General features: G+C 61.3%; 9 protein-coding genes. 2 read left to right on the plus strand and 7 right to left on the minus strand.

The features are described from left to right. Positions 1-82 precede the first annotated feature (82 nt). From ACWHRL_RS13485 to ACWHRL_RS13505, 5 genes are all read right to left on the minus strand, one after another. The gene (locus ACWHRL_RS13485) at positions 83-1333 is read right to left on the minus strand and encodes an aspartate kinase (RefSeq protein ID WP_447529641.1); all 1251 of its coding nucleotides are present in this window, start codon (positions 1331-1333) and stop codon (positions 83-85) included. A gap of 135 nt (positions 1334-1468) precedes the next feature. Next, positions 1469-4075, minus strand: a complete 2607-nt coding sequence (gene alaS, locus ACWHRL_RS13490) for an alanine--tRNA ligase (protein WP_447894062.1) — start codon at positions 4073-4075, stop codon at positions 1469-1471. A gap of 188 nt (positions 4076-4263) precedes the next feature. Continuing rightward, positions 4264-4749: a regulatory protein RecX gene (locus ACWHRL_RS13495; RefSeq protein WP_447894063.1), complete on the minus strand. Its 486-nt coding sequence runs from the start codon at positions 4747-4749 to the stop codon at positions 4264-4266. 31 nt (positions 4750-4780) lie between these two features. Then, on the minus strand, positions 4781-5854 hold the full coding sequence (recA, locus tag ACWHRL_RS13500; protein ID WP_447894064.1) for a recombinase RecA: 1074 nt from the start codon (positions 5852-5854) through the stop codon (positions 4781-4783). Between the two features lie 141 nt (positions 5855-5995). Further along, positions 5996-6505 (minus strand): CinA family protein, encoded by a 510-nt coding sequence (locus ACWHRL_RS13505; RefSeq protein ID WP_447894065.1) that lies wholly within the window; start codon positions 6503-6505, stop codon positions 5996-5998. A gap of 104 nt (positions 6506-6609) precedes the next feature. On the opposite strand from ACWHRL_RS13505, the gene mutS reads away from it, so the two are divergent. Further along, positions 6610-9234: a DNA mismatch repair protein MutS gene (gene mutS, locus ACWHRL_RS13510; RefSeq protein ID WP_447894066.1), complete on the plus strand. Its 2625-nt coding sequence runs from the start codon at positions 6610-6612 to the stop codon at positions 9232-9234. A 162-nt stretch (positions 9235-9396) separates the two neighbouring features. Then, the gene (gene fdxA / locus ACWHRL_RS13515) at positions 9397-9720 is read left to right on the plus strand and encodes a ferredoxin FdxA (protein WP_447529646.1); all 324 of its coding nucleotides are present in this window, start codon (positions 9397-9399) and stop codon (positions 9718-9720) included. Positions 9721-9789: 69 nt separating this feature from the next. On the opposite strand, the gene ACWHRL_RS13520 is transcribed toward fdxA, so the two are convergent. Next, on the minus strand, positions 9790-11181 hold the full coding sequence (locus tag ACWHRL_RS13520; RefSeq protein WP_447894067.1) for an L-cystine transporter: 1392 nt from the start codon (positions 11179-11181) through the stop codon (positions 9790-9792). Between the two features lie 577 nt (positions 11182-11758). Continuing rightward, entirely contained in the window at positions 11759-13048 is a 1290-nt protein-coding gene (gene eno / locus ACWHRL_RS13525; RefSeq protein WP_447894068.1) for a phosphopyruvate hydratase, read from the minus strand. Between the last annotated feature and the right edge of the window lie 17 nt (positions 13049-13065).

Below are 13065 nucleotides of genomic sequence, written 5' to 3' on the forward strand. Positions count from 1 at the left end.
ACACTTGAACTTCCGTTGCAAGAAAGCTCACCACCTACGGTAGCAAGTTACCTCTTAGCGTAGAAGGTTTGGAGCACAAATGTTATTCGGATTCTACATTTGCATTATCCAACCCGAACGCCTTGTGCAGTGCGTTGACCGCCAGTTCCATGTGCTTTTCGTCGATGACCACCGAAATTTTGATCTCCGAGGTGGAGACCATACGGATATTGACGTTCTCGTCGGCCAGCACACGGAACATTTTCGAGGCCACCCCAGCGTGGGAGCGCATGCCCACACCCACCAGCGACACCTTGGCGATATTGTCATCGCCGCGCAGCTCGCCGCCGCCGAGATCCGGGATCACGGTTTCTTCCAAAAGCCTTTTGGTCGCCTTGTAATCGCCCTTGGCCACGGTAAAGGTGAAATCAGTGTAGTCGCCGGCCGGCGCCACGTTCTGCACGATCATATCGACTTCGATATTGGCATCGGCAATGGGGCCTAAAATGCGCGAGGCAACACCGGGAACATCCGGGGTGTGCAAAAGGGTCAGCTTGGCTTCGTTTTTGGTAAAGGCAATACCGGAGATCAGCGGTTCTTCCATGGAATCCTCGTCTTGGTCAGCATCTGCAATAATCAGGGTACCGGGGCCATCCTCGAAGCTCGAGAGCACCCGAAGCGGAACGTTGTACTTGCCGGCAAACTCCACCGCGCGAATCTGAAGCACCTTGGAGCCCAGGCTTGCAAGCTCCAGCATCTCTTCGACGGTGATGCTTTCAAGGCGCTGAGCACGGGAGCATACACGGGGGTCGGTGGTGTAAACGCCATCGACGTCGGTATAAATCTGGCATTCGTCGGCGCCGAGTGCGGCCGCCAGCGCCACGCCGGTGGTGTCCGAGCCACCCCGGCCAAGGGTGGTAATGTTGCCGTCTTCATCCACGCCTTGAAAGCCCGCCACGACCACGACCTTGCCGGCATCGAGATCACTTTTCAGATCGTCGGTTTCGATACGCTGGATGCGCGCCTTGGTGTAGGCGTTATCGGTGTGAATACCGACCTGGGCGCCGGTGTGGGACGTCGCCGGGACACCCAACTGCTGAAGCGCCATGGCAAGCAGCGAGATAGTCACCTGCTCGCCGGTGGAGAGCAGCATATCCATTTCCCGCGGCGTCGGGTCGTCGTTCAAGGCCTGAGCCATGTCGGTGAGACGGTTGGTCTCGCCGCTCATGGCAGAAACGACCACGACGATCTGGTGGCCCTGGTCGCGAAAGCCTTTTACTTTTTCCGCCACGGCCTTGATACGGTCGACCGAGCCGACCGACGTACCGCCGAACTTTTGTACGTATAGTGCCATATGCCATTTTCCCTATGGGTTCGGAGTAAAAGAGTAATAGTAGACTAGCCCGGCATTGGCGTTGGAAAACCGTGCCAGTTACTACGCCGATGAATATAAAAAAAGCCGGTGGCAACGCTGCCACCGGCCTCTTGCTTAGAGCACGCTTTCCAACCAGGCCGGCACGCTCTCGAGCGCCCCCGGCAAGGCCTCGGGTTGGCTACCCCCGGCCTGGGCCATATCGGCCCGTCCGCCGCCTTTGCCGCCCACCTGGGCGGCCACGTGGTTAACGAGTTCGCCGGCTTTCACGCGGTGAGTCAAATCGTCGGTGACACCGGCGATCAGGCTCACCTTGCCCGCCGCCTGGTCGGCCACCGCCAAAAGGATCACCCCGGAGCCCAGCTTGTTCTTGAGCTGGTCGAGCATACCGCGTAGATCCTTGCCGGAAACGCCTTCGAGCTGGGTGGCCAGAAGCTTCACGCCGCCGACTTCCTGCGCCTGGCTCAGCATATCGCTGCCCGCCGAGCTTGCCAGCTTCGCCTTGAGCTGCTCGAGCTCTTTTTCGAGGGTGCGGTTGCGCTCGAAAAGCGATTCGATGCGGGATTCGACCTGCTCGGGCTTGGTCTTGAGCCGCGCCCCCAGCCGCTCCAGGGCGGCTTCTTGCTGGTAGAAGTACGCCAGCGCGTTTTCGCCGGTGATCGCCTCGATACGGCGAACGCCGGCGGCGGTGCCCGCCTCCGTCACGATATGGAAGCAGCCGATATCGCCGCTTCGCGCCACGTGGGTGCCGCCGCAGAGTTCGATGGAGAAATCGTCAGCGCCGATGGTCAGCACGCGGACATTGTCGGCGTACTTCGCCTCGAACAGAGCCGCAGCCCCTTTGGCTTTCGCCTCATCGAGGCTCATCTGCTCGGTTTTGGTCGGCGCGTTGGCCAGCACCTGCTCATTGACCAGCCGCTCGACTTCCTTGAGCTGCTCCGCCGTCAATGCTTCGAAGTGGCTGAAGTCGAAGCGCAGCCGCTCGGCGTTGACCAGCGACCCCTTCTGCTGGACGTGGTCGCCCAGCACCATACGAAGCGCCTCGTGCAGCAGGTGGGTGGCCGAGTGGTTGCGCACGGTGGCAGCACGCAGGCCAGTGTCGACCTCGCCGCGCACATCCGCCCCCACGCTGAGCGTGCCTTCGACCATCACGCCCTGGTGCAGATGGTGACCACTTTGCTTTTGCGTATCGTTGACCTGAAAACGCCCGCCCTCGACATGCAAGTAGCCGGTATCGCCGACCTGGCCGCCGGACTCGCCGTAAAACGGCGTGCGGTCCAGCACCACGATGCCCTTCTGGCCTGCCTCGAGCGCGGCGAGCGCGTTGCCTTCGCTATCCACCAGCGCGGTGACTTTGGCGTCATCGGCCAAAAGCTCGTAGCCGGTGAAGTCCGTGGTGCCGTCGAGCTCGATATTGGCGCTGTAATCGGCGCCGAACTGGCTCGCGGCGCGGGCGCGTTCGCGCTGGGCCTCCAGTGCCTGTTGAAAGCCCTCTTCGTCGAGTTTGACGCCACGCTCGCGGCACACGTCGGCGGTCAAATCGAAGGGAAAGCCGTAGGTGTCGTAAAGCTTGAAGACCGTCTCGCCGGGCAGCGTATCGCCTTGTAAAGACTCAAGCGCCTCACTCAAGAGCCCCATACCGTGATCCAGGGTGCGCGCGAACTGCTCTTCTTCCTTGAGCAGCACCCGGGCGATTTGATCGCTGGATTCGCGAAGCTCCGGGTAGGCATCCCCCATCTCGGCGTCGAGGGCGGCGACCAGCGTATGGAAAAACGCGCCGGTCGCGCCGAGCTTGTGGCCGTGGCGCACCGCGCGGCGGATGATCCGGCGCAGTACGTAGCCGCGGCCTTCGTTGGACGGCAGTACGCCGTCAGCGATCAAAAACGCGCAGGAGCGGATATGGTCGGCAATGACGCGCAGCGACGGCGCCTCCAGGTCGCTGTAGCCGGTGGCCTGGGCCGCCGCCTTGAGCAGATTCTGAAAAAGGTCGATCTCGTAGTTGGAGTGCACGCCCTGCATCACCGCCGCCACGCGCTCGAGGCCCATGCCGGTGTCGATCGACGGCTTGGGCAGCGGGTTCAACGTGCCCTGGGCGTCGCGGTCGAACTGCATGAAGACCAGGTTCCAGATCTCGATGTAGCGGTCGCCGTCCTCTTCCGGGCTTCCCGGCGGGCCACCCCATACGTCAGCACCGTGATCGAAGAAGATTTCCGAGCTCGGGCCACAGGGGCCGGTATCGCCCATCTGCCAGAAGTTGTCTTCGTCGAGGCGCGAGAAACGCGCGGGGTCAATGCCGATCTCGTCTTTCCAGATCCGTTCGGCTTCTTCATCGCTTATGTGCACGGTGACCCAAAGTTTCTCTTTGGGCAGCCCCAGGGTCTCGGTCAAAAAGCGCCAGGCAAAGCGGATGGCGTCTCGCTTGAAGTAGTCGCCGAAGCTGAAGTTACCCAGCATTTCGAAAAAGGTGTGGTGGCGCGCGGTGTAGCCGACGTTATCCAGGTCGTTGTGCTTGCCGCCGGCGCGCACGCAGCGCTGGGCTGAGGTGGCGCGCACGTAGGGGCGCGGGTCACGACCCAGAAACACGTCCTTGAACGGCACCATGCCCGCGTTGGTGAACAACAGCGTCGGGTCGTTGCCCGGTACCAGCGAGCTCGAGGGAACCACGGTATGTCCGTGCTCCTCGAAATAGGTTAGAAAGGCCTGCCTGATCTCTGCGCTTTTCATAGGGGTTCCGTGACAATAAAACGTGATGCCTCGGGGCGCTGTCGCCACCACCCTGGGGCACGCAAAACATCTATTATAACGAAGTTGCCCCACGACTAAAGCCACGATGGGCGCGGCCGGGCCAAACAGGGAGAATTAGGCGAAAACCAGAGGGAATTAGGGGAAGACAGAGGGACTGAATGCGCGCTTCAAGTGTCCAGACGGGACAGCGCGTAGCGAATTTGATCGAAGTCGAAGCCGCGATTGGCGAGGAAACGTTCGCGTTTGGCGCGCTCTTTAGGGGGAACGAACGATTCACCGGCCGGCGCCCCGGAATCGCTGAAACGTCTTGAAAGCGTCTCGAAGGCAAGCTCGAACCAGTCGATTCGCTCCTGGGCCTGAACGGATTCGAAAGCCTCCGCTTGAAGATCGCTTTCCACACCGCGGCGCCTAAGCTCCATTTTGATACGCACCGGGCCCTGGCCGCGCAGAATGCGTGAGCGCACGAAACTCTCGGCGAAACGGCTGTCGCTTTGAAGCCCCTGCTCTTGCAGGGCGTCCAGACAGCTTTCGATCTCCACTTCATCGAAACTCTTTTGCGTGAGTTTCTCGAAAAGCTCGGCGCGAGAGTACTCGCGCCGCGCCAGAAGATCCATGGCGACCCCGCGCGGGGTCGCGTTGTTAGTGCCAAACACGGACGTCTCCGAAGTTTTGCATTGCCAGCACTTAGATCAGGCTATCTTCGCCGTCGGCATCGACATCCGCCGGCGCCGCGACCTCTTCCTTTTCCTCTTTTTTAGGGTCGGGCTTGGCAAGAAGCTGCTCGCGAATCTGGCTTTCGATCTCTTCCATGATCTCCGGGTGCTCTTCCAGGTACTGGGAAGCGTTGGCTTTACCCTGGCCGATTTTGCTGCCCTTGTAGCTGTACCAGGCACCGGCTTTATCCACCAGATTACACTGCACGCCCAGGTCGATCACCTCGCCGGCGTGGTAGATCCCCTTGCCGTAAAGAATCTGGAACTCGGCCTGGCGGAAAGGCGGCGCGACCTTGTTTTTCACGACCTTGACGCGGGTTTCGTTACCGGTGACTTCGTCGCCGGACTTCACCGAGCCGGTACGGCGGATATCCAAACGCACACTGGAGTAGAACTTCAGCGCGTTACCGCCGGTGGTGGTTTCGGGGCTACCGAACATCACGCCGATCTTCATGCGGATCTGGTTGATGAATACCACCAGGCAGTTGGCGTTTTTGATGTTGCCGGTGATCTTACGCAGCGCCTGGGACATCAAGCGGGCTTGAAGGCCCACGTGGGTGTCGCCCATTTCACCTTCGATCTCGGCGCGCGGCGTGAGGGCGGCCACGGAGTCGATGATGATGACGTCGACGCCGCCGGAGCGTACCAGCATGTCGGTGATCTCGAGGGCCTGCTCACCGGTATCCGGCTGGGAGACCAGCAGGTCGTCCAGGTTGATACCCAGCTTTTCCGCGTAGCTTGGGTCGAGGGCGTGCTCGGCGTCCACAAACGCACACACCTTGCCCTGCTTCTGCGCCTGCGCAATGACCGACAGCGTCAGCGTCGTTTTACCCGAGGACTCCGGCCCGAAGATTTCCACCACGCGACCAAACGGAAGCCCGCCGATGCCGAGGGCAATATCGAGGCCGAGCGAGCCGGTCGATACCGATGGCATGACCACCCGCGGCGCATCGCCCAAACGCATGACGGTGCCCTTGCCGAACTGACGATCGATCTGGCCGAGCGCGGCGTTCAGTGCTTTTGTGCGGTTTTCATCTTGAGCCATTTAAAGCGTCCTCGTAACAACCTGTATAATTAGCCAGTATTATGCCAAATAATAGCGCTAAAACCTATCCCTGATACGCTATTTATTTACGCCAAACCAGGCCATGTTGGGTACTTCCAGCGCCTTTCGATTACCGCTTCGTTAGTCGGATAGGCGCAAAATCAGGGCCACCAGCGCCTCGCGTACCGCCTGCTCGCGCACCGCCTGACGGCTACCGGGAAAGATGAAGCGCTGGGCGTGTTGGCGGGCTTCATCGCCCACGCTAAGCCAGACGAGCCCGACGGGCTTATCGACGCTGCCTCCCCCCGGGCCTGCCACGCCGCTCACCGCCACGCCAAGGCTTGCACCGCTTTCCCGGCACGCCCCCTTGACCATTTCATTGACCACCGCCTCGCTCACCGCGCCGTGGGCGTCAAAGGTCTCTTCTGCGACGCCCAGCAGGCGGGTCTTGGCGGCGTTGGAGTAGGTGACCACGCCGGTTTCAAAGTAGCCCGAGCTACCTGGCGCGGCGGTAATCGCCGTGGCAATCCCACCGCCGGTGCAGGACTCCGCGGTGGTCAGCGTAACGTTTCGAGCAAGGCAAAGCCTGCCCAGGCGCTTCGAAAGAAGCGCCAGATCGAGATTTTTCAAACCAGACGCGTCAGCGGCCATGCAGACTCCTTCATGTAAGCGCTTCGTTCAGCGTAGAATACTGCGTTTCACTTGCCCATAGAACATGGCGCAATACGTTTGCGCCACGCTCAATCAGGACGCCCATGTCACAGGCCAGCCCCGCGCACACGCCAATGATGGCGCAATACCTCAAAATCAAACGCGAACACCCCGAGGTCCTGCTTTTTTACCGGATGGGGGATTTCTACGAGCTCTTCTTCGACGACGCCAAGCGCGCCGCCACGCTTTTGGATATCACCCTGACCGCCCGCGGCCAAAGCGGCGGCAAGCCGATTCCCATGGCCGGTGTACCCTACCACAGCGCCGAAGGGTATTTGGCCCGACTGGTCAGCGCCGGCGAATCAGTCGCGATCTGCGAGCAGATCGGCGACCCGGCCACCAGCAAGGGCCCGGTGGAGCGCCAGGTGGTGCGTATCGTCACCCCCGGCACGCTGCACGACGAAGCCCTGCTCGATGCCCGCCGTGACAACGTGCTGGTGGCGCTGTGCCCGGGCAAGGAGCGCTTTGGCCTGGCCTGGCTCGAGCTCTCCAGCGGGCGCTTCAACGTGCTCGAAGTCGAAAGCGAAGCGGAGATGCTGGCCGAGTTGACCCGCCTGGCACCGGCGGAGCTTTTGGTGCCGGAAAACCTGACCCTGCCCGAGGCGTGGTCGCAAAAGCGCAGCCTGCGCCGCCAGGGCGAGTGGCTTTTCGATCTGGAAAGTGCCACGCGCAGCCTTTGTGATCAGTTCGAGGTGCAGGATCTACGCGGCTTCGGCTGCGCCCACCTGACCACCGCGCTGGTCGCCGCCGGCGTGCTGGTCGACTACGCCCGGGACACTCAGCGCTCGCGCCTGCCCCACGTGACCGCCATTACCGTGGAAAACCGGGACGACGCGGTGGTGATCGACGCCGCCAGCCGGCGCAATCTGGAAATCGACCTCAATCTGGGCGGCAGCACCGACAATACCCTGGCAAGCGTTCTGGACACCTGCGCCACCGCCATGGGTTCGCGGCTTTTAAAGCGCTGGCTCAACCGCCCGCTGCGCCAAACCCAAATCGTTCAGGCCCGCCAAGCGGGCGTGGCACTGCTCACCCTGAACAGCGCCTATATGGCGCTGCGCGAAGCGCTTTCCGAACTGGGGGATATCGAGCGTATTTTGGCCCGCGTGGCGCTCTACAGCGCCCGCCCACGCGACCTGGCCAAGCTGCGCGACGCGCTCAATGCCCTGCCCACGCTGCAGGGGCTTTTAGAAGAAGTCGAGAGCGGCAGCGCCATCGATAGCCTCAAGCCGCATATTCGCCCCTACCCGGAGATAGCCGATACGCTGAGCCGGGCGATCATCGACAACCCACCGGTGGTGATTCGCGACGGCGGCGTGATCGCACAAGGCTTCGATAGCGCGCTCGACGAGCACAGAGGGCTTGCCGAGAACGCCGGTGATTATTTGATCGAGCTCGAACGGCGCGAGCGCGAACGCACCGGCCTTTCTCACCTGAAGGTGGGCTACAACCGGGTTCACGGCTACTTCATCGAACTACCCCGCGCCCAGGCGCAGCAAGCCCCGGCGGAGTACATTCGCCGCCAGACGCTGAAAAACGCCGAGCGCTTCATCATCCCCGAGCTCAAGGAGTTCGAGGACAAGGCGCTTTCGGCCAAGTCCCGAGCGCTCTCGCGGGAGAAGTGGCTCTACGAGCGGCTTCTGGGCGAGCTCAACACCCTGCTCCACGAGCTTCAGGGCACCTCCCAGGCGCTGGCGGAGCTCGACGTGCTGTGCGCCTTTGCCGAGCGTGCCGAGGCGCTCGACTGGGTACGCCCGACGCTCACCGCCCACACCGGCATTCACGTAAGCGCCGGGCGCCACCCGGTGGTCGAGCACGTAAGCCAAACGCCCTTCGTGCCCAACGATATCGACCTCTCCCCCAAACGGCACATGCTGATCATTACCGGCCCCAACATGGGCGGTAAATCGACCTACATGCGCCAGACCGCGCTGATCGCCCTGCTCGCCCATAGCGGCAGCTTCGTGCCCGCCCAATCCGCGGAAATCGGCCCGCTGGATCGCATCTTCACGCGTATCGGCTCCTCGGACGACCTGGCCGGCGGGCGCTCCACCTTCATGGTGGAGATGACCGAAACCGCCAATATCTTGCACAACGCCACCGAGCAGAGCCTGGTGTTGATGGACGAGATCGGCCGCGGCACCAGCACCTTCGACGGGCTATCCCTTGCCTGGGCGAGCGCCGAGCAGTTGGCCGCGACCAAAGCGCTGACGCTCTTTGCCACCCACTATTTCGAGATGACCGGGCTAACCGATCAGACCCAGGGCGTGGCCAACATCCACCTGACCGCCACCGAGCACGGCGACAGCATCGTATTCATGCACCGTATCGAGGCAGGCCCGGCCAGCCAAAGCTACGGCCTGCAGGTCGCCCAACTGGCCGGGGTGCCCGCCGAGGTGATTGCCCGGGCGCGGCAAAAGCTCGTGGCCCTTGAACAACGCGATATAGACGAGCAGCAACGCGATACAGGTGAGCCGCAACGAAACGTGCAGGGGCAACCGGTTGATGGGAGCGAGCGCCAGCCCGGCGCCAGCCAAACGCCCCAGCAAAACGACCTGTTCGCCAGTGCGCCGCACCCGGTCGTGGAAGCGCTCAAGGGCATGGAGGTCGACGCGCTGTCGCCCCGCCAGGCCCTCGAGCTTTTGTATCAGTGGCGCGAGCTTCTATGAGCGGTGCAGTTGGCGCTTGCCGCGGGGCATAGGCACCTCTAGAATACGGCCCATATTTTTTAGCTTCTAAAAAACGGCTGATTTATAACCATTCACGATTAACTATCATTCACGACACGCCATGGCCATACCGTGCGGTGGCCATGCAAGAGGGATAAACCGATGACGTTTGTCGTTACCGAAAACTGCATTCAGTGCAAATATACCGACTGCGTAGAAGTCTGCCCGGTCGACTGCTTTTACGAAGGTCCGAACTTTTTGGTGATTCATCCGGACGAGTGCATCGACTGCGCGCTGTGTGAGCCGGAGTGCCCCGCCGAGGCGATCTTCTCGGAAGACGAGCTTCCGGAGGGTCAGCAACCCTTCATCGAGATCAACGCCGAGCTTGCCGATGTCTGGCCCAATATCAGCGAGAAGAAAGACCCGCTGCCCGACGCCGAAGAGTGGGACGGCAAAACCGGCAAGATGGACAAGCTCGAGCGCTAGGCACCCTGACCATCGCCCATAAAAAAAAGCCACCCGAGGGTGGCTTTTTTTGGCCTAAAAGAAAGCGCTTTAGATCGCTTTGGGCTCGCCAAGCTCCTCGGAGTCCGCGGCGAAGACCGCGCCGTCGTGCTGCTTGAGCAGGCGGCTGGTGACCGTGCCCGCGGTCATTGAGCCGTTGACGTTGATCGCCGTGCGGCCCATGTCGATCAGCGGCTCGATGGAGATCAAAAGCCCGGCCAGCGCAATGGGCAGATCCAGCGTCGAGAGCACGATGATCGCGGCAAAGGTCGCCCCGCCGCCGACCCCGGCAATGCCGAAGGAAGCAAGCGTTACCACCAGCACCAGGGTACCCAAAAACTCGAGCGAGAGTGGATCGACCCCGACCGTAGGGGCGATCATCATGGCGAGCATCGCAGGATAAAGACCCGCGCAGCCGTTCTGGCCGATGGTCGCGCCGAAGGAGGCGGCGAAGTTGGCAATCGCCGGCGGCACGCCGATGCGGTCCACCTGGGCTTCGATATTGAGCGGAATGGTCGCAGCACTCGAGCGCGAGGTGAACGCGAAGGTGAGCACCGGCCATACTTTCTTGAAGTAGCGCAGCGGATTGACGCCCGCCCCGGACAAAAAGAGCGCGTGCATGACCAGAATGAGTGCCAGGCCCACGTAGGAGGCCACCACGAAACCGAGCAAGCCCAGGATGTCGTCGAGATTCGAGGTCGCCACCACCCGGGTCATCAGCGCCATGACCCCGTAAGGCGTGAGGCGGATCACCATACGTACCAGGCGCATGATCCACTTCTGCACCACGTCGATGCCGTCGATCAGCTTGTCGCCGAGCGCGGCGTTTTCGCGCTTGATGCCCAGTGCGGCCAGGCCCAAAAAGGTCGCGAAGATCACCACGCTAATGATCGAGGTGGGACGCGCGCCGGCCAGGTCCTGGAACGGGTTACTGGGAATGAACGACAGCAGCAGCTGCGGCACGGTGAGATCCGACACCTGGGCGCTGCGCTCGATGATGTCCTGGCCGCGCTCGAGTTCCCGCGCGCCCTGCACCAGACCTTCCGCGGAAAGGCCGAACAGCTGCGTCATGCCAATACCGATCACCGCTGAAATCGCGGTGGTCAGCATCAAAACGGCCAGCACCCCGAAGCTGATCTTGCCAAGCGAGCTTGCGTCGTGAAGGCGCGTGACCGCCGAAAGGATCGTCACCAGTACCAGCGGCATGATGATCATCTTCAAAAGCTGCACGTAGCCGCCGCCGACCAGATTCACCCAGTCGAGGGTGCCGGTCAGCGTGGCGGTATCGGCGAAAAGCGCCTGCAAAATGGCGCCCAGCACGACGCCAGCGACCAGACCCACCAGCACCACGCGGGAAAGACTCGCTCCGCGGCGCTGCCAGCGCGCCAAAAGCGCGATCGCTAACGCCAAAATCAATACGTTGATAACAACTAACCAGGGCATAGTAGCCGCCTCCTGATAGCGAGTGCGGTGCAAAAGCGCACCGGGAAAGCAGCGCTAAATTGATAGTCTGCTAATTCAGGCGCGCAATGGTAATTAATAGAGGAAAGGAATAACAATGCGTTTTTCTTATAACTACTGATAGATTTAGCGATTAGCCTACCGCCGGTGCTCATACGGGCATAAAAAAGGCGGCCCATAGGCCGCCCGCTCCAAGCACTTTCTCTGACCACTCCCTGTGTCGAACTGCCTGGGTGCTTCTCCCTGCCGAGGCCACGATCGTCTGGTCACTCGGCGCACCTTCAACATTACGCTCTATACTGCCTAAAGCATCCTTGCCTCCCCTTGTCCTGATCACAGTGTGCCAGAGATCCAGCGCTGCACAAAAAGCGCCAACCGCCCAAAAAAAAGCGGGCCCACAGGCCCGCCTCGATGACAAAAAACTTTTATTTCAAATACTTGGCGAAATACCGGTCAAAAAAACCGCTCGAATCCTAACGCTTATAAGCGGATATCGACGGCCTAAGTAAGCGATCTCTTACAAATTCTTAAGACAATGCTTACACCAGAGGCCTGGACTTTACTGTCCCTTGATCGCTTTCAAGCCCGGATACTCGACACTGCCAAGCTCGGCTTCGATCGCCAGCAGCCGGTTGTACTTGGCGACCCGGTCCGAGCGGCAAAGCGAGCCGGTCTTGATCTGGCCCGCCGCGGTGCCCACGGCCAGGTCCGCAATGGTGGTGTCTTCGGTTTCGCCAGAGCGGTGGGAGATCACAGCGGTGAAGCCGGCATCCTGAGCCATCTGGATCGCATCGAGGGTCTCGGAGAGCGAGCCGATCTGGTTGAACTTGATCAAAATCGAGTTGCCGATCTGCTCGTCGATGCCGCGCTTGAGGATACGCGTGTTGGTCACGAACAAGTCGTCGCCCACCAGTTGGATTTTGTCGCCGAGCTTGTCGGTCAGCGCTTTCCAGCCGTCCCAGTCGGACTCGTCCATACCGTCTTCGATCGAGACGATCGGGTAGTCATCGCAAAGCCCTGCCAGGTAGTCGGTGAAGCCCTGGGCGTCGAAGCTTTTGCCTTCACCGGAAAGATTGTACTGGCCATCCTTGTAAAACTCGGAGGAGGCGCAGTCCAGTGCCAGGGTGACGTCCTGACCCAGGGTGTAGCCGGCATCACTCACCGCCTGCTTGATCACCGCCAGCGCCTCGGCGTTGGAGGAAAGATTCGGCGCGAAGCCGCCTTCGTCGCCAACGGAGGTGGAGAGCCCCTTGGCGGCGAGCACCTTTTTCAGCGCGTGGAAGATTTCCGCGCCGACCCGCAGCGCCTCGGAGAAGCTGGAAGCCCCCACCGGCTGAACCATGAACTCCTGGATATCGACGTTGTTATCCGCGTGCTCGCCGCCATTGAGAATGTTCATCATCGGCACGGGCATGCTGTAGTGGCCAGGCTTGCCGTAAAGCTCGGCAATGTGGGCGTAAAGGGCCACACCCTTGGCGTTCGCCGCCGCCTTGGCCGCCGCCAGCGATACCGCAAGAATCGCATTGGCGCCCAGGTTCGCCTTGTTGTCGGTGCCATCGAGTTTCAGCATGGCGTTGTCCAGACCGCGCTGATCCCGGGCGTCCATACCGACGAGCGCCTCACGGATACTGCCATTGACCGCGCCCACGGCTTTCAAAACGCCCTTGCCCAGGTAGCGCGTCTTGTCGCCGTCGCGAAGCTCGAGCGCCTCGCGGGAGCCGGTCGAAGCGCCACTGGGGGCGCACGCCTGGCCTACCGCGCCGCTTTCCAAACGTACCGTGGCGCTTACGGTGGGGTTACCGCGGGAATCCAGCACTTCAAGCGCGGTGATATCCACAATTTTGGTCATGACAGCGTCCTTTGATT

The sequence above is a fragment of the Vreelandella sp. GE22 genome, assembly GCF_968212445.1.